The 18686-nt window shown below is 67.4% G+C and carries 22 protein-coding genes and 1 pseudogene; 14 read left to right on the top strand and 9 right to left on the bottom strand.

Annotated features, from left to right (window positions below; translation table 11 throughout):
- The first annotated feature begins 46 nt into the window (after positions 1-46).
- The 6 genes and pseudogenes from J7346_RS03975 (at position 47) to gmk (ending at position 4295) form a co-directional block, all read left to right on the top strand.
- The gene (locus J7346_RS03975; protein ID WP_092312098.1) at positions 47-286 is read left to right on the top strand and encodes an acyl carrier protein; all 240 of its coding nucleotides are present in this window, start codon (positions 47-49) and stop codon (positions 284-286) included.
- 106 nt (positions 287-392) lie between these two features.
- The gene (gene fabF / locus J7346_RS03970; RefSeq protein WP_209117960.1) at positions 393-1673 is read left to right on the top strand and encodes a beta-ketoacyl-ACP synthase II; all 1281 of its coding nucleotides are present in this window, start codon (positions 393-395) and stop codon (positions 1671-1673) included.
- A 1-nt stretch (position 1674) separates the two neighbouring features.
- Positions 1675-2784 (top strand): endolytic transglycosylase MltG, encoded by a 1110-nt coding sequence (mltG, locus tag J7346_RS03965; RefSeq protein WP_209117959.1) that lies wholly within the window; start codon positions 1675-1677, stop codon positions 2782-2784.
- Positions 2781-3196 (top strand): annotated as a pseudogene (locus tag J7346_RS15195) (YicC/YloC family endoribonuclease); the annotation flags it as partial. The gene mltG and the pseudogene J7346_RS15195, both read left to right, overlap by 4 nt.
- Complete coding sequence (locus J7346_RS15190; RefSeq protein ID WP_348521451.1) at positions 3185-3664, top strand: DUF1732 domain-containing protein; 480 nt, start codon at positions 3185-3187, stop codon at positions 3662-3664. The pseudogene J7346_RS15195 and the gene J7346_RS15190, both read left to right, overlap by 12 nt.
- Positions 3654-4295, top strand: a complete 642-nt coding sequence (gene gmk, locus J7346_RS03955) for a guanylate kinase (RefSeq protein WP_209117957.1) — start codon at positions 3654-3656, stop codon at positions 4293-4295. Before J7346_RS15190 ends, gmk begins: the two co-directional genes overlap by 11 nt.
- Here the strand turns inward: gmk and J7346_RS03950 are convergent.
- From J7346_RS03950 to J7346_RS03930, 5 genes are read right to left on the bottom strand one after another with little or no spacing between them, the layout of a single operon-like run.
- The gene (locus J7346_RS03950; RefSeq protein ID WP_209117955.1) at positions 4292-4690 is read right to left on the bottom strand and encodes a DoxX family protein; all 399 of its coding nucleotides are present in this window, start codon (positions 4688-4690) and stop codon (positions 4292-4294) included. The genes gmk and J7346_RS03950 overlap by 4 nt on opposite strands.
- Entirely contained in the window at positions 4687-5115 is a 429-nt protein-coding gene (locus tag J7346_RS03945) for a VOC family protein (protein WP_209117953.1), read from the bottom strand. The genes J7346_RS03950 and J7346_RS03945 overlap by 4 nt, the downstream gene beginning before the upstream one ends.
- Positions 5116-5132: 17 nt before the next feature.
- On the bottom strand, positions 5133-5609 hold the full coding sequence (locus tag J7346_RS03940) for an SRPBCC domain-containing protein (protein WP_209117951.1): 477 nt from the start codon (positions 5607-5609) through the stop codon (positions 5133-5135).
- A gap of 2 nt (positions 5610-5611) precedes the next feature.
- Positions 5612-6112, bottom strand: a complete 501-nt coding sequence (locus J7346_RS03935; protein WP_209117949.1) for an SRPBCC family protein — start codon at positions 6110-6112, stop codon at positions 5612-5614.
- Entirely contained in the window at positions 6096-6443 is a 348-nt protein-coding gene (locus tag J7346_RS03930; protein WP_209117947.1) for a metalloregulator ArsR/SmtB family transcription factor, read from the bottom strand. The genes J7346_RS03935 and J7346_RS03930 overlap by 17 nt, the downstream gene beginning before the upstream one ends.
- Positions 6444-6587: 144 nt before the next feature.
- Between J7346_RS03930 and J7346_RS03925 the strand changes: the two genes are divergently transcribed.
- The 6 genes from J7346_RS03925 to J7346_RS03900 all read left to right on the top strand — a co-directional run bounded on the left by J7346_RS03925 (position 6588) and on the right by J7346_RS03900 (position 13540).
- Complete coding sequence (locus tag J7346_RS03925; protein WP_209117945.1) at positions 6588-7082, top strand: nuclear transport factor 2 family protein; 495 nt, start codon at positions 6588-6590, stop codon at positions 7080-7082.
- Complete coding sequence (gene recO / locus J7346_RS03920) at positions 7082-7813, top strand: DNA repair protein RecO (protein ID WP_209117943.1); 732 nt, start codon at positions 7082-7084, stop codon at positions 7811-7813. The genes J7346_RS03925 and recO overlap by 1 nt, the downstream gene beginning before the upstream one ends.
- A gap of 52 nt (positions 7814-7865) precedes the next feature.
- Positions 7866-9548: a M20/M25/M40 family metallo-hydrolase gene (locus J7346_RS03915; protein WP_209117941.1), complete on the top strand. Its 1683-nt coding sequence runs from the start codon at positions 7866-7868 to the stop codon at positions 9546-9548.
- 102 nt (positions 9549-9650) lie between these two features.
- Positions 9651-11852: a DNA topoisomerase IV subunit A gene (gene parC / locus J7346_RS03910; RefSeq protein ID WP_209117939.1), complete on the top strand. Its 2202-nt coding sequence runs from the start codon at positions 9651-9653 to the stop codon at positions 11850-11852.
- Positions 11853-11948: 96 nt separating this feature from the next.
- A complete protein-coding gene (locus J7346_RS03905; protein WP_209117937.1) occupies positions 11949-12518 on the top strand; it encodes a LemA family protein in 570 nt (189 codons plus the stop codon).
- A gap of 5 nt (positions 12519-12523) precedes the next feature.
- Positions 12524-13540, top strand: a complete 1017-nt coding sequence (locus J7346_RS03900) for a M48 family metallopeptidase (protein ID WP_209117935.1) — start codon at positions 12524-12526, stop codon at positions 13538-13540.
- On the opposite strand, the gene J7346_RS03895 is transcribed toward J7346_RS03900, so the two are convergent.
- Both J7346_RS03895 and J7346_RS03890 read right to left on the bottom strand, forming a co-directional pair.
- A complete protein-coding gene (locus tag J7346_RS03895; RefSeq protein WP_209117933.1) occupies positions 13537-14271 on the bottom strand; it encodes an arginyltransferase in 735 nt (244 codons plus the stop codon). The genes J7346_RS03900 and J7346_RS03895 overlap by 4 nt on opposite strands.
- A gap of 136 nt (positions 14272-14407) precedes the next feature.
- Entirely contained in the window at positions 14408-15307 is a 900-nt protein-coding gene (locus J7346_RS03890; protein WP_209117931.1) for a flagellar motor protein MotB, read from the bottom strand.
- Between the two features lie 103 nt (positions 15308-15410).
- Between J7346_RS03890 and J7346_RS03885 the strand changes: the two genes are divergently transcribed.
- The gene (locus J7346_RS03885; protein ID WP_348521445.1) at positions 15411-15917 is read left to right on the top strand and encodes a flavin reductase family protein; all 507 of its coding nucleotides are present in this window, start codon (positions 15411-15413) and stop codon (positions 15915-15917) included.
- Entirely contained in the window at positions 15914-16780 is an 867-nt protein-coding gene (locus J7346_RS03880) for an NAD(P)-dependent oxidoreductase (RefSeq protein ID WP_209117929.1), read from the top strand. Before J7346_RS03885 ends, J7346_RS03880 begins: the two co-directional genes overlap by 4 nt.
- Here the strand turns inward: J7346_RS03880 and J7346_RS03875 are convergent.
- Entirely contained in the window at positions 16777-17502 is a 726-nt protein-coding gene (locus tag J7346_RS03875) for a carbonic anhydrase (protein ID WP_209117928.1), read from the bottom strand. The two genes, J7346_RS03880 and J7346_RS03875, sit on opposite strands and share 4 nt — an antisense overlap.
- A gap of 103 nt (positions 17503-17605) precedes the next feature.
- The gene (gene hemB / locus J7346_RS03870; RefSeq protein WP_209117926.1) at positions 17606-18610 is read right to left on the bottom strand and encodes a porphobilinogen synthase; all 1005 of its coding nucleotides are present in this window, start codon (positions 18608-18610) and stop codon (positions 17606-17608) included.
- Positions 18611-18686: the final 76 nt, after the last annotated feature.

The raw sequence follows: 18686 nt of genomic DNA, 5'->3' as shown, positions 1-18686 counted from the left end.
ACAAGACAACTGCCGCACCGTGCGGCTTATCAAGGCAGAGACACCCATGTCCGATACTCTGGAACGCGTCCGCAAGATCGTCATCGACCACCTGGACGCTGACCCCGACAAGGTCACCGAGAAGGCCAGCTTCATCGACGACCTGGGCGCCGACTCGCTCGACAACGTCGAACTGGTCATGGCCTTCGAGGAAGAATTCGACATCGAGATCCCGGATGATGCTGCCGAGCACATCCAGACGGTCGGCGATGCCGTGAAGTTCATCGACGAGAAACTGGCGGGCTGATGCCCGGCTGAAACCGGCCAGATGGCCGCCGTGGTGTGCCCCTAGCGGGCCCGCCCGGCGGCCATTAGTGTTTGTGGCGACAGTGGAATCGATAGGAGCCGCCAAGATGCGTCGTGTCGTGGTGACGGGACTGGGCCTTCTGACCCCTCTGGGGGCGGGCGTGGAACACAGCTGGAAGGGCATCCGGGAGGGTCGGTCGGGCATTCGCCAGATCACCGCTTTTGACACCGAAGGCTGGGGCTGCACGATCGCGGGCGAGGTCCCGAGCGTGGACGGGCGTGGCGGCGGCAAGCCGGGCGAGCCGGGCGTGTTCGATCCTGACGCCATAATGTCGGCCAAGGAACGCAAGCGCGTCGACAACTTCATCCTGTACGGCATTGCAGCGGCCGATGAGGCGCTGGCCGACGCCGGCTGGAAGCCCGAGACGGACCACGACCGCGAGCGCACCGGGGTGATGATGGGCTCGGGCATCGGGGGTCTTGGCCCCATCGCCGATACCTCGCTGGAGCTGGAGGCCAAGGGGCCGCGCCGCATCAGCCCCTTCTTCATTCCCTCGGCCCTGATCAACCTGGCCTCGGGGCAGATTTCGATCCGCCACGGCCTGAAGGGCCCGAACCACGCTGTGGTCACGGCCTGTGCCTCGGGCGTGCACGCCATCGGCGACGCGGCCCGGATGATCGCCCTCGACGATGCCGACGTCATGGTGGCGGGCGGTGCCGAAAGCTCGATCGTGCCGATCGGTATCGCGGGCTTCCTTGCCTGCAAGGCCCTGTGTACCGACTTCAACGACACGCCGGAGAAGGCCAGCCGCCCCTATGACAAGGACCACGCCGGGTTCGTCATGGGCGAGGGCGCGGGGATCGTGGTGCTGGAGGAGTATGAGCACGCCAAGGCACGCGGCGCCAAGATCTACGCCGAGGTGATCGGCTACGGCATGAGCGGCGACGCCTATCACATCACGGCGCCCTCCGAGGATGGCGACGGGGCCTATCGCGCCATGGCGGCGGCGGTGAAGCGGGCCGGAATCCAGCCGGGCGACATCGACTATGTGAACGCGCACGGCACCTCGACCATGGCCGACTGGATCGAACTGGGCGCCGTCGAGCGTCTGGTGGGCGATGCGGCATCTACCGTGGCCATGTCCTCGACCAAATCGATGACCGGTCACCTGCTGGGCGCGGCCGGGGCCATCGAGGCCGTGTTCACCGTGCTGGCGATCCGCGACCAGATCGCGCCGCCGACGATCAACCTAGACAATCCCGAGCGGGAAACCGCCATCGATCTGGTGCCGCACACGGCCAGGCCGATGAAGATCGACGTGGCCATGTCCAACAGCTTTGGCTTTGGCGGCACCAATGCCAGCCTGATCCTGAAGAAGGTCGACTAGGGTGGCCGGCAAGGGGCGGGCGCCGTCCGACACGAAACGCCCGCTGGGGGCCGCGCTGCTGGCCGCATCGGCGACCTTCAGCCTGTTCCTGATCGGCGCGCTGGTCTGGGGCTGGAGCGTCTTCTATGCGCCCGGGCCGGAAGCGCGTCAGGGCGATGCGACGATTGTGGTCCTGCCCAGCGGGGCCGGGGTGTCGGCCATCGGCCAGTCCCTGAAACAGGCCGGGGTGATCCGCTCGACCGACATGTTCAAGGCGGCGGTGACCCTGACCGGGGCCGACCGCAAGCTCAGGGCCGGCGAGTATGAAGTGCCGTCGGGTGCCTCGTTGCGCTCGGTCATCAGCCTGCTGGTCAGCGGGCGGGTGGTGCGCCACTTCGTGACCCTGCCGGAAGGCTGGTCGTCGGCTCAGGCGTACGACATCCTGATGGCCGAGGACATTCTGACCGGCGAGATCGACATCCCGGAGGAGGGCACGCTGTGGCCCGATACCTATGAGGTCACGCGCGGTGAGAGCCGGGCCTCGGTGATCACCCGGATGCAGAGGGCCCATGACCGCAACCTGGCCGAACTGTGGGCCCAGCGCGGCCCGAGCACGGTCGTGAACTCGCCGGATGAGGCCGTAATCCTGGCCTCGATCGTCGAGAAGGAAACCGCAGTGGCCGAGGAGCGGCCCATGGTCGCCTCGGTCTTCTCGAACCGGATCCGGCTGGGCATGCGGCTGGAGAGCGACCCGACCATCATCTACGGCATCACACAGGGCCGTCCGCTGGGACGGGGCATCCGCCGCTCGGAGCTGGATCGCCGCACCGAGTGGAATACCTATCAGATCGACGGCCTGCCGCCGACGCCGATCGCCAATCCGGGCCGGGAGGCGATCGCGGCCGTGCTGAATCCGCCGCGCTCGGATGCCCTGTTCTTTGTCGCCGACGGGACGGGCGGACACGCCTTTGCCTCGACCTATGCCGAGCACCAGCAGAATGTCGCGCGTTGGCGAGCAATTGAACGCCAGCGGGAGGGCCTGCCGCCGGTGGAAGAGCCGGCCGTCGATGAACCGCCGCCCGAGGCCGGCGCCGAGATCACCCTCCTGCCGCAGGGCGCGACGCCGCAATGAGTGACCTGTCGGGCATGACCGGCTTTGGCCGGGCCGACGGCAGCCAGGACGGCTGGGTCTGGACGGTCGAGGCGCGTTCGGTGAACGGGCGGGGGCTGGAGGTGCGCTTTCGCGGACCGCCCGGATTCGACGGGCTGGAGCGCCACGCCAAGGCCCGCGCCCAGGCCCTGATGAGCCGGGTCAGGTGACCGTCGGTGTGCAGGCCCGGCGCGAAGCCGATGCGGCCGGTGAGATCGCCATCGATCAGGCGCTGCTGGACCGGTATCTGGCCCTGTCGCTGGAGCTGGTCGAGCGGGGCGCCGAGCGGCCCCGCGCGGACGGCCTGCTGGGCCTGCGCGGCGTGCTGGATCGCCCCGAGGAAGACGCGGACGAGGACCGCAAGGCGCGGGTCGAGGCCGCCATGGCCGTCAGTATCGACGAGGCACTCAAGGCGCTGGTCGCGGCGCGAAAGGTCGAGGGCGGACAGCTGGCGACGCTGATCGCCGACTTCCTCGACCAGATCCGGGCGAACGTCGACCTGGCCGAGATCGAGGCCGCCGCCCAGACCGAAGCCGTACGCGAGCGGTTCACGCGGCGGATGGCCGATCTGGCGGGGGATGCGCCGGGTGTCGAGGACAAGGTGGTGGTCGAGGCCGCGGCGCTGGCGGCCCGCGCGGATGTGCGCGAGGAGCTGGACCGGCTGCGGGCCCATCTGGAGAGCGGGCACCAACTGCTGGCCCAGCCCCCGGCCGGTCGCAAGCTGGATTTCCTGATGCAGGAGTTCATGCGCGAGGCGAACACCCTGTGCTCGAAATCGGCCACGGTGGAGTTGACTCGGGTCGGTCTGGCGTTGAAGGCCACCATCGATCAGTTGCGTGAACAGGTTCAGAATGTCGAATGAGCGTATGCCCCGGCGGGGTGTCCTGTTGATCGTCGCCAGTCCGTCGGGCGCGGGGAAGACCTCGCTGTGCCGGCGCCTGATGGCGGATCACGGCGGGCTGGAGCTGTCGGTCAGCATGACCACGCGGGCCATCCGGCCGGGCGAACAGGCCGGGCGCGACTATCATTTCGTGGACCGCGAGGAATTCCAGCGGCTGGTCGAGGCGGACGCCTTTCTCGAATGGGCCAATGTGCACGGTAATCTGTATGGTTCGCCGCGCGCGCCGGTCGACCGCGCCCTGGCCGAGGGCCGGGACGTGCTGTTCGATATCGACTGGCAGGGCGCGCGCGAAGTGGCCCGCCGCTGCCCCGACGATGCGGTGCGGGTGTTCATCCTGCCGCCCAGTCTGGAGGAGCTGCGTCGTCGGCTGGTGACGCGGTCACAGGATGCGGAAGAGGTGATCGACCGCCGCATCGGCAACGCCAAGGGCGAAATCGAGCACGCCGACGAGTTCGACTATGTGTTCGTCAATGATGACTTCGACCGCTCCTATGCGGAGCTGGCCCACATCTACCATGCGGAGCGGTCACGTCGGTTCCGGAACATCTGGGTCAGCGCCTACCAGCAGGCCCTGCTGAACGAGCGGGTCTAGGCTTTCGAAGCACGACCGACGGGCAGAACGGCCCGGATGTCGGCCCGCCTGAGCCACAGTCCGCCCCAGAGGAAGGCCCCCAGGTAAAGACCGAACAGGACGTGGCTGAACAGCGGGCTTTCCGCGCGGATGTGCGTCGCCATGGCCCCTCCCAGAAGTCCGGTGAAGAGGATGGCGCCGAGCAGGGCCGTTCGCGGGATCAAGTAAAGCACGAGGAAGGCCAGCTCCATCAGGCCTATCATCAGCACATAGCCGGTTGGCCAGCCCAGCAGGGTCATGGTCTCCTCGGCCACCGGCATTCCGCTGAGCTTCGGCACAACCGATGCGCCGAGGATGAACAGGGCGAAGATACCGCTGAGCACGCGGCCCACCCAGACCAGAGGAGGCGCCTTCATTGGGGCATGTCCGGGTTGGTGTTGATCATCCACGGCACGCCAAACTTGTCGGTAAAGCCGCCGAAGCCGGGCGACCAGAAGCTGGCGGCGAACGGCATGCGGATTTCGCCACCGTCTGACAGGGCGTCGAAGATGCGGCGGGCTTCCTCGACATCCTTGAAATGCAGGGTGACGTCGAAACCGTCCTTCACCTTGTTCATGTCCGGTGTGAAGTCGGGATGCATGTCGCTGCCCATGATGGCCTGGTCCCCGACCTGCAGCCAGCAGTGCATCATCCAGTCCTTGATCCGTTCGGGCACGGGCATTTCGGGCGGCGCATCGGAATAGGGCATGGCAGCGGTGATCTCTCCGCCCAACACGCCGGCGTAAAACTCAAACGCTTCGCGGCAGGTGCCGGGGAAGCTCAGACTGGTCACGATCTTCATGGTGGGGTCCCTCCCGTTCAATCCCTGTTTGCGGCCAACCAGGCTTCGAGCCGGTCGGTCGTGCTGGTCCAGCCATGGCGATGGCCGGTCAGGCTCTGTTCGGACTTCAGCCCCTGATGAGTGAAGTCCATGTGGGTCTTGCCGTCTTCGGTGTCGCTGAACACCACGGTGACCAGCGTGTCAGCGGGCGGTCCGTCCTCGTGGCTCTCGTCCCACTTGAAGGTGAAGACGAGGCGCTCGTGCTCGACGATCTCGCGATAGGTGCCGCCCTGCCACAGGTCCTGACCGGTTTCGGGCGAACGCAGGCAGATGCGCCAGGCGCCACCGACGCGCAGGTCCTGTTCGACGCTGACCGCGGGCCATTCGACCGGCCCCATCCACTGGACGGTCATTTCCGGCCGGGTCCAGGCCATCCAGACCAGTGCCCGGGGCGCGTCGAACACCCGCGTCATGTGCAGGGTTGGGCGGGTGGCGAGATCCTCGGCGACAGCCATGGTCAGAGCGTCTTCAGCAGTTCGGCCAGTTGATCGGCGCATTGGCCCCAGCCCTCGTGGAAGCCCATTTGCTCGTGCTGTTTCATGGCCGCCTCGGTCCAATGCTGGGCCTTGGCGGTGTATTTTGTCCGGCCGTCGGGCAGCGGCTCCATGTCGACGCGACTGACCATGAAAGGATCGCCGGCGGGCTGCCAGTCGGCGGTCAGGCCATCGGTGGATACCAATCTGCGGTTGGGAATGACCTCGAGGAAGACCGAGGTGCAGGGAAAGCTGTTGCCGTCGGGTGCGACCATCATGAATTTCGTCAGCCCGCCGGGACGGGGATCGCAGCTGGCCTCGGTGATGATCCAGGGTTTGGGCGAGAGCCACTGTTTCATCAGCTCGGGCTCGACCCAGGCGCGATAGACCTTTTCAGGCGGGGCGTCGAAGATGCGCTCCAGCACCAGTTCGAAATTGTGGGCCTCTCCGCTGGTGTCGCAGGGGTTGTCAGAGTCCTCGGCCATCGTCTTTGCCTTTTTGCAGGTTTCTCAGATAGCTATCGAGGAGATCGAAGGAGGCGTCCCAATAGCGGCGATAGTGTTCCAGCCAGTCGGCCACGCCCTTGAGCGCCATGGGCTCCAGCCGGGCGGGGCGCCACTGGGCTTCCCGCCCGCGGGAGATCAGGCCCGCCCTCTCCAGCACCTTGAGATGTTTCGACACGGCCGGGAGGCTAATGTCGAACGGTTCGGCCAGTTCGTTGACGCTGGCCTCGCCCTCGCACAGCCGGGCCAGGATGGCGCGACGGGTCGGGTCGGCGAGGGCGGCGAACTTGGCGCTGAGAGGATCGGTGGCCATGGCGGCTTTCATGATGAACTGGTCGGTTAAGTAAACTGCCCGTCGCGGGCTGTCAACCGATCGGTTAAATGCGGGGAGCATTTCGGGCGAGACAGTCGGGCGGCATTGAGGGATGCTTGTCCGATGACCAGGAAGGCAATGACGATGAAGACACTCCTCACCCTGGCGGCCGCGGCAGCGATCCTGGCCCCGGTCCCGGCCCTGGCCCAGTCCCAGTCCACCGAGGCACCCGCCGCGGTCATCGACGCCCTGCATCAGGCGGCGCGGGAGGCGGATGGTGCGACCTATTTTTCGCTGTTCACGCCGGAGGCCCGCTTCATCGGGACCGACGCGACAGAGCGGTGGACGGTCGACGAATTCCGGGCCTATGCCGACCCCTACTTCAGCCGCGGGCAGGGATGGGATTACCGCGTGGTTGATCGGGACATCTCGATCCTGCCGATCCCGTGCCGGTGCGTGGCGGTGTTCGAGGAGGTGCTGGACAACGACAACTATGGCACCACGCGCGGGTCGGGCGTTGTGCGCCTGACCGACGACGGCTGGAAGATCGACCAGTATGTGCTGAGCTTTGCCGTGCCGAACGATGTGGCGCGCGATGTGGTGGACGTCATCCGGGCCGGGGAGACGACGCAGCCCTGATGGAGTTTGAGGACGACGCCTTTGTGCTGGCGGCGCGGTCGCACGGCGATACCGGCGCGGTCGTGGACCTGCTGACGGCGCAGCACGGCCGCCGCTTGACCTATGTGCCCGGCGGGGCCTCGCGAAAGATGAAGCCGCATCTGCAGCCCGGCTCGCGGGTGCGGGTGGCCTGGCGTGCCCGCGACGACAGCCAGCTGGGCTCGGCGCGGCTGGAGCCGTCGGGCGATGATGTGAGCCAGCTGTTCGACTCGGCCGTGGCGCTGGCGGGCCTGTCTGCGGCGGCGGCCGTAGTGCAGGGCGCCCTGCCGGAGCGCGAGGCCGAGCCCGGCGTGTTCGCCGCCATGGAGGCGCTGATGCCGGCGCTGACCGACGACGCGGTCTGGCCCGCCGTCTTCATCCGGTTCGAACTGGGGCTGCTCGGCAGTCTGGGGTTCGGACTGGATCTGGAGAGTTGCGCGGTGTCAGGCATCCGGGACGACCTGGCCTGGGTCAGCCCGCGCACGGGGAGGGCCGTCAGCCGGACGGCGGGCGCGCCCTATGCCGACAAGTTGCTGGCGCTGCCACCCTTCCTGCTGGGCAGTCAGGCCGCCGTGGTCGAGGGCGACGTCGGACATGGTCTGGCGCTGACCGGGCATTTCCTCGAGGCCTGGGTCTTCCATCCGCGCGACAAGCCGCTGCCGCCGGCGCGGGACTGGATGATCGAGCGGCTGAAGCGATCCGGCTTGTTATAGAGACGGCCCGGGGGCTAGGGTCCCGCCACATTCTGAAATGGGGAAGAACGCCATGGCGATACGCCGTCTGAAGGGGCTTGGGCTTGCCACCTCCCTGATGCTTTTGGGGGGTCTGGGAGCCTGCGCCAGCGTCGATACGCCTGCCGTCGCGCAGGTCGCCGCGCCGGCGGCCGACGATGTCCTTCTGGCCGAACGGATGAAGGCCCATGTGACCTTCCTGGCCGATGACGCGCTGGAGGGGCGGGATACCGGCTCGCGCGGCTATGAGCTGGCGGCTTTGTATGTCGAGAGCCACTATCGCAGCCTGGGCCTGACCCCGGCCGGCAATGCCGAGCGCACCAGCTGGCGCCAGCCGGTGAATTTCGCCGAGATGTCCCTGACCGACGGCAAGCTCCGCTGGACCGGGCCGGACGGAGGGGTCCACGACTGGAGCCAGGGCGATGGCGTGGCGCTGTTCCCCTCCGTGACGGTGGGCGAGGTCGCGCTCGACACGGGCTTTGTCTTCGTCGGCTACGGCCTCGACGTGCCCAGCGCGGGCATTGACGACTATGCGGGCCTGGACGTGCGCGGCAAGGTCGTGCTGGCCATGTACGGCATGCCGGAGGGCCTGCCGAGCGAGCTGGCGGCCCACATGGAGTCGGCCAAGGCGACGACGGCGTTCGAGCACGGCGCGGTCGGCTACATCATGGTCCACTCGGCCGACACGCGGAACATCCCGTGGTCGGTGCTGATGGGCTATTTCGGTGAGCCGCAGACGCGCTGGGCGGATGCTGAGGGCCGGGCCCACACCGACGCGCCCGGCATTCAGGTCGAAGGCTTCCTGTCGCAACAGGCGACCCGCCAGATGTTCGCCGCGGCGGGTCAGGACCTGAACGCCATCCAGAATGCGGCGGCCCGGGGCACCTCGCCCAAGGGGTTCGCCATTCCGGGACCGGCGTCGGTGCAACTGACGACCGGGGCACGCTATTTTGAGAGCCCCAATGTCGTGGCCATCCTGCCGGGGTCCGATCCGTCTGTGGCCGACGAAGTGGTGGTGGTCATGGCGCACCTGGACCACGTGGGCATGTCCGATGACGAGAACGCCCCCGACCGGATCTCGAACGGCGCCATGGACAATGCGTCCGGCGTTGCGACCCTGATCGAGGTGGCGCGAGCCCTGTCGCTGTCGGACGAGCGCCCGCGCCGGTCGGTGATGTTCCTGGCGGTGACGGGTGAGGAGCTGGGCCTGCTGGGCTCCAGCCGGTTCGCGGCCGATCCGACCGTGCCGATCGAGAACATCGTCGGCGTGGTCAATCTGGACATGCCGATCCTGACCTATGATTTCGTCGACGTCGTGGCCTTCGGGGCCGATCACTCGACGCTGGGGGCCATTGTGGCAGCGGCGACCGGGGAAGTGGGCGTGGCGACGGTGCCCGACTACCAGCCGGAGGAAAATTTCTTCGTGCGCTCGGATCACTATGAGTTCGTCAAGGCGGGCGTGCCTTCGGTGTTCCTGGCGACCGGACCGGGGGGTGAGGGACGCGAGGCCATCGCCACCTTCCTCGCGGACAACTATCACCAGGTCAGCGACGAGCCGGACCTGCCGTTCAACTGGCAGGCGGCGGCCCGGTTCGCGCGCGTGAACACCTCGATCGCCCGGGCCATTGCGGACGGCCAGGCACGGCCGATGTGGTACGAAGGCGATGAGTTCGGCGACCTGTTCGATCCGGACGGGCCGCGCGCACCCCGGCCCTGAGGCCATTACGCACCGCCGTATCCGCCCGCCGGGGTGGAAATCGGCCTAGACTGACCGGAGCGGCGGGCGATTCGTCCGCCGCTCCTCCTTCATACTGATGCCATGACCCTGCACACCCCTCCGCCGGACGGCGGCCGTATCGTTGACGAGCCCATGGGCGAGGCGCTGAGCCGGCGCTACCTGGCCTATGCGCTGTCGACCATCACCAATCGCGCGCTGCCCGATGTGCGCGACGGCTTCAAGCCGGTGCACCGGCGCATCCTGTACGCCATGCACCAGATGCGGCTGAACCCGCAGTCGGCGGCCCGCAAATGCGCCAAGGTCGTGGGCGATGTGATGGGGGGCTACCACCCGCACGGCGACGCCTCGATCTATGACGCCCTGGTGCGGATGGCCCAGTCGTTCGCCCAGCGCTATCCGCTGGTCGATGGCCAGGGCAATTTCGGCAATATCGACGGCGATAACGCCGCGGCCATGCGCTACACCGAGTGCAAGCTGACGCCGGCGGCGGTGCTGCTGATGGACGGCATCGACCAGAATGCCGTCGATTTCCGCCCCACCTATGACGACCAGGATCAGGAACCGGTCGTGCTGCCGGCCGGGTTCCCGAACCTGCTGGCCAATGGCTCGTCCGGCATTGCCGTGGGCATGGCGACCTCCATCCCGCCGCACAATGTCAGCGAGCTGATCGAGGCGTGCCTGACCCTGCTGAATGATCCCGAGGCCACGACCGAGACCCTGATGCAGCACCTGCCGGGGCCGGATTTCCCGACGGGCGGTGTCGTGGTCGAGGGACGGGCGTCGCTGCTCGAGACCTATGAGACGGGCCGGGGTGGGCTGCGCCTGCGCGCGCGCTGGGAGGTCGAGCACCTCGAGCGCGGGACCTGGCGGATCGTGGTCACCGAGATCCCGTATCAGGTGCAGAAGGGCCGCCTGATCGAGACGCTGGCAGATCTGATCGACCAGAAGAAGGCGCCGCTGCTGGGCGATGTGCGCGACGAGTCCGCCGAGGACATCCGGCTGGTACTGGACCCGCGGGCGCGGACGGTCGCGCCCGAGGTGCTGATGGAGAGCCTGTTCCGGCTGTCGGACCTCGAGGTTCGCATCCCGGTCAACATCAATGTGCTGGATGCCACGGGTACGCCGGGCGTGATGGGGCTGAAGGCCTGTCTGCAGGCCTTCCTGGAGCACCGGCGCGATGTGCTGGTGCGGCGCTCGAACTGGCGGGCGGAACGGATCGAGAAGCGGCTGCACCTGCTGGAAGGCCTGCGCATCGTCTTCCTCAACCTCGACGAGGTGATCCGCATCGTCCGCGAGGAGGAACAGCCGAAGGCGGTGCTGATCGCGCGGTTGAACCTGACCGAGGTGCAGGCGGACTTTGTGCTGGATACCCGGCTGCGGCACCTGGCGCGGCTGGAAGAGCTGGCGATCGAGACCGAGTACAAGGCACTGACCGAGGAACTGGCGGGCCTGCGCGCGCTGATCGACTCGAAGGCCCGACAGTGGACGCGGATCGGCAAGGATCTGGCTGAGGTGCGCAAGGCCCTGCCGTCGCCGCGCCTGACCACCTTTGGCGAGGCCCCCGAGGGGGCTGCAGCCGCGCCGGTCGAGGCCTTCATCCCGCGCGAGGCGATCACGGTCATCCTGTCGGAGCGGGGATGGATCCGGGCGGCGAAGGGCAAGGTCGAGGACCCGTCAGAGCTGAAGTTCAAGGAAGGCGACAGCCTGTCGTTCCTGGTGCCGGCCTATACGACCGACAAGCTGCTGGTCGCGGCGACGGACGGGCGGATCTTCACCATCGGGGCGGACAAGCTGGCATCGGGCCGCGGGCACGGCGAGCCGATCCGTCTGATGATCGATCTGGACGAGGGGGTGGAAATCGTCGCCCTGTTCGCGCACCAGCCCGGGGCGAAGCTGATGGTGGTGTCGAAGGCCGGCTACGGCTTCATCGCCCCCGAAGACGACCTGTTGGCCCAGAAGCGTGGCGGCAAACAGGTGCTGAACGGCGAGCTGGCCGTATGCCTGCGCGTCACCGGCGACCACGTCGCGGTGATCGGGGACAACATCAAGACGCTGGTCTTCCCGGTGACCGAACTGCCCGAGATGTCGCGGGGCAAGGGCGTCAAATTCCAGTCGTACCGTCAGGGCGGACTGGCCGATGCCACGGTGTTTGCCGAGGAGACCGGCCCGGAGTGGGTCGATGGGGGCGGGCGCCGCCGCAACTGGCCCGACTGGCGTGACTGGCTGGGCAAGCGGGCGGCCGTCGGCCGTCAGGGACCGAGGGGCCTGCGCAAATTCCGCTAGGGTGCGGCGTTACCGTTCCTGACATGACCCCGATTTCATTTGGGTCCGGGGCCCGGTTCGCGCGATAAGAGAGATCAGAAGCAAGGGAAACCGCTCATGATCACCTGGATTGTTATCGGCGTTATCGTCGTCGTCCTCCTGTTTGTCGTCGTCGGGGCCTACAACCGGCTGGTGGCGCTGGACCAGCGCGCGGACCAGTCGTTCGCCGACATCGACGTGCAGCTGAAGCAGCGTCAGGACCTGATCCCCAATCTGGTCGAGACGGTGAAGGGCTATGCCACGCACGAGCGGGCCACGCTGGATGCCGTGACCCAGGCCCGCGCCGCGGCGGCCGGGGCGAGCTCGGTCGATGACAAGGTGCAGGCCGAGAACATGCTGACGGCCTCGCTGGGCCGGCTGTTCGCCGTGGCCGAGGCCTATCCCGACCTGAAGGCGAACACCAACTTCCAGCAGCTGCAGACCGAGCTGTCAGACATCGAGAACAAGCTGGCCGCGGCGCGCCGCTTCTTCAACAATGCGGTCTCCGAGTTCAACGCGGTACGGCGCCAGTTTCCGACCGTGCTGTTCGCCGGTCTGGTCGGCTTTGGGTCGGACAAGCCCTTCTTTGATGTCGGCGAGAGTGAGCGGGCCGCCATGTCCGCCGCCCCGCCGCAGGTGCAGTTCTAGGATCCATGCAGGCCGTCGGGCTCCAGACCCACATCTGGGCGAACAACACCCGTTCGATCGTGCTGCTGGCCATGTTCCCGGTGCTGCTGGTGCTGGTGCTCTACGGGCTGCAATTGGTCCTGATGGGCTTCGGGATCATTCCCGGCTCGGGCGGGACGCTGGCCGACGACATGGCGCTGGCCGCCGGCATGCTGGGCTGGACCGTACCGGCCGCGGGTGTGATAGCCGCCCTCTGGTTCGCCATCGCCTATTTCGGCAACCAGGCGATGATCGACGCCATGACGGGCGCCCGGAAGGTCGAGCGCCGGGAGAACCCCGAGCTCTATAACCTGCTTGAGAACCTGGCGATTTCGCGGGGCATGCGCACGCCGACGCTGCGCATCATCGAGACCGATCAGCTGAACGCCTATGCCTCGGGCCTGCACGAGGGCCGCTACAGCGTCACGGTCACCCGCGGCCTGATCAACACCCTGAACCGGGATGAGGTCGAGGCCGTGCTGGCCCACGAGCTGACCCATGTGATCAACAAGGATGTGCGGACGATGGTGATCGCCTCCATCTTTGCCGGGATCCTGAGCGTGCTGGCGGAACTGGTGTTCCGCGGGCTGTTCTTCTCGCGCGGCGGTCGGGGCAACAACAAGAACGCCGGGCCGCTGATCCTGATCGGACTGGCGATCGCGGCGATCGGCTTCGCCCTGGCCTTCGTTATCCGGATGATGCTGTCACGCACGCGCGAGTTCGTGGCGGATGCGGGGGCGGTCGAGCTGACCAAGAACCCGGACTCGATGATCTCGGCCCTGCGCAAGATCGAGGGGCGTTCGACGCTGAAGGCCCCCGACGAGGTGCAGGGCATGTTCCTGGACAATCAGCCGGAGAAGGCGGGCGTCATGGGCCTGTTCGCCACCCACCCGCCGATCTCGAAACGCATCGAGGCCTTGGTAAAGTTCGGCGGTGGACGCGATTCCGGGCCTTGGTCGCAGCAGACCTATGCCCCGTCCACCTCGGTGCCCCGCGCAGGCTAGGGCAGGTCGCGCCAGCCCTCGCGCGTCAGGGCTTGAAGCGGCCGCAGGCGGGCCTTGTAGTCCATCTTGGCCGAGCCCTGGATCCAGTAGCCCAGATAGACGAAGGGGAGGGCCTGGTCGCGGGCCTGCATGAGATGATCCAGAATGGCGAACTGGCCGAGGCTGCGCCGCGCCAGCTGGGGATCGAAGAAGCTGTAGACCATCGACAGGCCGTCCGAGAGCATGTCGGTCAGCACCACCCCGACCAGATCGCCGGGCCCGGCGCCCGGGGACGGCAGGCGATATTCGATCAGATGGGTGCGCACGGCCGTGTCCTCGACCATGGCGACATAGTCGTCCCATCCCATGTCGCTCATGCCTCCGCCCGCGTGACGGGCCAGCAGATAGCGCCGCAGCAGGTCGAACTGCTCCATGGTGGCCTCGGCCTCGACCTGGGCGCGGACCAGATCGGCGTTGCGCTGAAGCACGCGCTTCTGCGAGCGGGAGGGCGAAAAGCCGCAGACAGGCACCCGCACCGAGACACAGGCGTCGCAGCCCTCACAGGCGGGCCGATAGGCGATGTTCTGGCTGCGGCGGAAGCCGGCCTGGGTCAGCTCGTCATTGACCCAGGCCCCGTCGCTGAACGGCAGATTGGCAAACACCTTCCGCTCGATCCGGCCCGGCAGATAAGGGCAGGGCGCCATGGCGGTCAGGTAGAAGCGCAGCTGGCGGGAAGGCACATGGCGGGTCATACGCGCCCCCCGACGGGGTGCGGGCGCGGCCGGTCGTGGCGGATGCCTTGAGCGCGCTTCATGGAGTGATGGGAGACCAGTCCGGCCTCTGGCGCAAGGCCCTTCGCGTGTTGCCTGCGAAGGGTTTGCGCCGGCGTCACAGGCTGGTGTCGCCGGGCAGGACCGGCGCCTCTCGCAGCAGGATGATCGAGATCCGGCGGTTGCCCGCCAGACTGGGGTCGTCGGGGTAGAGCGGCTCGGACCCGGCCTTGCCGTTCACCGAATAGATGCGGTCCACATCGACGCCGGCGGCTTCCAGAATCTGGCGGGCGGCATCGGCGCGGCGGGCCGACAGGCTCCAGTCATCCGGCGCGCTGGCCCGGTTGGACCCGGCGACCGAGCTGGTGTGGCCGGTGATCGAGATGCGGTTGGGCAAGGCGGTGATGATACGGGCCACGGCGCGCAGAAGGACCTGGGCACGGGCGTTGGGCCGGGCCGAGTTCTGCTCGAACATCGAGCGGCCTTCCTGATCGACAATCTGGATGCGCAGACCCTCGGGCGTCTGGTCGATGATCAGCTGTTTCGACAGCTCGGCCAGTTCGGGCATCGACTGCATGGCCTGACGCAGCGATTCGGCGGCGCTGGCGAAGTCGGCGGCCTCGCGGCGGGCGATCTCTTCGCGCAGCTGGTCTTCGCTGGCGCCCGCGAGATTGCTGCTCTGGCCGGCCTCGTCGGGCGAATCGGGAGCTTCCGGCGCCATCTGGGTGATGACCGACATCGAGCCCGAGCTCTTGGCACCGTCGTCGCCCAGAGATGTGCCGCCCAGAATGCCGCCGGAGCCCGAGGTGGTGGCCGAAATACTGGCGGGCGCAAAATACTCGGCGATACCCTTCTTCTGCTCCGGATCGGTCGTGTTGATCAGCCACATGAGCAGGAAGAAGGCCATCATGGCCGTCACGAAGTCGGCATAGGCGACCTTCCAGGCGCCGCCGTGGTGGCCGTGTCCCGCGACCTTCTTGACCTTCTTGATGAGGATCGGACGATCGCTCAGGGACATGGGCACCTCGCTTCAGTGTCGGCATGTTTCGGAGATCAAGGTTAAGGCGACGTTTCCCGAAGCGGCGGCTTGTGTGCAGGGAGGCGGACGCTAAGCTCGCGCCGTGACCGACAATTCCCATTCCGATCCCGACGGGGCCGAAGCCCGCGCCTATCGCCGCGCCATGTCGGCCTTTGCCACCGGCGTGTGCGTGGTGACCGTCGACAGCGAGGCCGGACCGGTCGGGATGACCGTCAATTCCGTGACCTCTGTCTCGCTGGAACCGCGGCTGCTTCTGTGGTGCCTGGACGACCGGGCCGAACGCGCGGGGGCCTTCATGGAAGGGCGTCCGTTCTCGGTGCATGTGCTGGGGGCCGGAGAGGCGGACTGGGCCGACCGGTTCAGCCGGGGTGACTATCGCCTGTCGGAAGACGAGGTCGGACGGTCGCGATCCGGATCGCCGATCCTGAAGGGCGGACTGGCGCGCTTTGACTGTGTGCTGCACGAGCAGATCGCCATGGGCGACCACCAGATTCTGGTCGGGCGGGTGGCGCATTTCGAAGCGGAGGAGGGGGCCGGTCTGACCTTCTTCCGGGGGCAGTACGGACGAATCCAGGAGCATGTGGAATGAAGATCGCCTTCTCGGGACTGGGCGTCATGGGCGCCCCGATGGCGGGCCATCTGGTCAAGGCCGGTCATGAGGTGACGGGACACAATCGCAGTCCGGAAAAGGCCCGCGCCTGGGCCGCGGCGAACGACGCCCGTGCGGTTGGGTCGCTGGCCGAAGTGTCGGGCGAGGTCGACGCCCTGATCCTGTGCGTGGGCAATGATGCGGATGTGCGCGAGGTCGTGGAGGCGGCCCTGCCGGGGATGCGCGTGGGCGCAGTGATCGTCGACCACACCACCACCTCGGCCCGGGTGGCGCGCGAGATGGCAGCGCTCGCGGAGGAGCGGGGTGTGGCCTTTCTGGATGCGCCGGTCTCGGGCGGACAGGCGGGGGCCGAGGCCGGGCAACTCAGCATCATGATCGGGGGCGACGCCGAAGCGCTGGCGAAGGTCGAGCCCGTACTGGCGGCCTATGCCAAGGCGATCCGGCACATGGGCCCGGCCGGCAGCGGCCAGCTGACCAAGATGGCCAATCAGATCGCCATCGCCGGGGTGGTGCAGGGGCTGGCCGAGGCCGTGCATTTCGCCCAGTCGGCGGGACTGGATACGGACGCGGTTTATGAGGCGATCTCGAAGGGCGCCGCCCAAAGCTGGCAGATGGACAATCGCTGGAAAACGGCGGCCGCCGGAGAGTTCGATTTCGGCTTTGCCGTGGACTGGATGCGCAAGGATCTCGGCCTCGTGCTGGAAGAGGCGCGCGCCAACGGCAGCCACCTTGCGGTGACGGCCCTGGTCGATCAGTTCTATTCCGAGGTCCAGGCCATGGGCGGATCGCGATGGGACACGTCGAGCCTCGCGGCGCGCCTGCAGGGCCGCAAGCGGTCCTAATCCAGAAACACCACCTCGCCCGACTGCATCTGTTTGACGGCAGCCACAATGCGCAGGGTGCCGGCCTCCAGGGCGTCGGCGAGCGAGGCGTCGGCGATCTTGAGCTTTTCGGCGACCCGACGGGCATTTTCCTCGACCGCGCGCACGGCGACATCGGCGGCGTCCGAGCGGCGGGCATCCAGCACGGCCGGGATGATCGGCACAATCATCTCTTCCAGCGAGGGGTCGAGCGGGACCACCCCGTCGACGATTGCCTCGGCGGCGGCGACAGCCCCGCAGCCCGTATGGCCCATGACCACGACGAGCGGGCATTTCAGGTGTTTGACCGCATAGACGATCGAGGCCAGGCCGCGACGGTCCACGGTATTTCCGGCGACCCGGATTGAAAACAGGCGCCCAAAGCCTTGATTGAACAAGATTGTCGGCGGCGTCCGGCTGTCCGCGCAGCCCACGATGGTGGCGATCGGGTTCTGGCCCTGCTGGAGGGGATCAAGGTCGCCGACCGTCACGTGGCCCAGGTTGTTCTCGCCGCGCAGGAAGGCCTCATTGCCGGCCCTGAGCTCGGCCAGGGCTTCTTCCGGCGTCGGACGCGGGGGAGTAGGCGGCACAACGGGCTCGGGCGCCGTCTCAACCGGCCGTTCAAGCGTGGTAGTCTCGCCCGGCGCATCGCCAAGGACCGTCACGGCGCGCGGCGCCTTCTTCCCAAAGCCAAAAAAGCCCATATACCCCCCGAAAGCACGACCGTCAGACGCCCCCTGCGGCTGACGCCTGAATGGTTAACAGCGTTCGGCGTAAATCCGGTGACAGTGCGTCGCTGTCAAGCGGTCAGCGATTGAGCCATTCGGCGACCCTCGGCGCGAAATAGGTCAGCACCCCGCTGCAGCCCGCACGTTTGAAGGCGCCGAGGCTCTCCAGGATGGCGCGCTCCTCGTCCAGCCAGCCAGCGTCGATGGCGCCCTGCATCATGGCATACTCACCGGATACCTGATAGGCGAAGACAGGAACGGAGAAGGTGTCCCGAACACGTTGAATGATATCGAGATAGAGCGTTCCCGGCTTGACCATGACGGCGTCCGCGCCCTCGGCAATGTCCATGGCGACCTCGCGCAGGGCCTCGTCGGAATTGGCATGGTCCATCTGATAGGTGCGCTTGTCGCCGATCAGGGCGCGCGCCGAGCCGACGGCATCGCGATAGGGGCCGTAAAAGGCCGACGCATATTTGGCGGCATAGGACAGGATCAGGGTGTCCTGATAGCCGTTGGCCTCCAGCGCCTCGCGGATGGCCTGGACGCGGCCGTCCATCATGTCGGAGGGAGCGACCACATCGGCCCCGGCATGGGCGTGGATGAAGGCCTGTTCGGCCAGCCGGTCGAGTGAGGCGTCGTTGACGATCCGGCCGTCCTCGACCACGCCGTCGTGGCCGTGGTCGGTGTAGCAGTCCAGCGCCACATCGGTGATGACGCCGATCTCGGGCACGGCGGCCTTGATGGCGCGCACCGTCTCGGGGACCAGGCCGTCGGGATTGGTGGCCTCGGTGCCGACGGCATCCTTCAGCGCATTATCGATATTTGGAAACAGGGCCACGGCGGGAATACCCAGATCGCGCGCGCGCCGCGCCGCCTCGACCGCGGCGGCCGTCGACAGGCGGTCCACGCCCGGCAGGGTGGCGACCGGCACGCGGTCGTCCCGACCGTCGTGCAGGATCAGCGGCCAGACCAGATCGGCCGGGGTCAGGGTGGTCTCGGCCACCAGACGGCGCACCCAGGGCTGGCTGCGCAGGCGGCGACCGCGGGTCAGGGGAAAGCTGGCGGGAAAGACGGGCGTGGACATGGCGCCTCATACCGCCTGCGACGCCGCGGGCAAAGCGGGGGCGGCCGGTGGGGGTTCAGTTTGCGGCGCCATGCTC

Origin of the sequence: Brevundimonas sp. A19_0 (genome assembly GCF_017744255.1) — a bacterium.
In the GTDB taxonomy this organism is placed as follows: domain Bacteria; phylum Pseudomonadota; class Alphaproteobacteria; order Caulobacterales; family Caulobacteraceae; genus Brevundimonas.
This window is presented reverse-complemented; position numbering and strand designations above follow the sequence as displayed.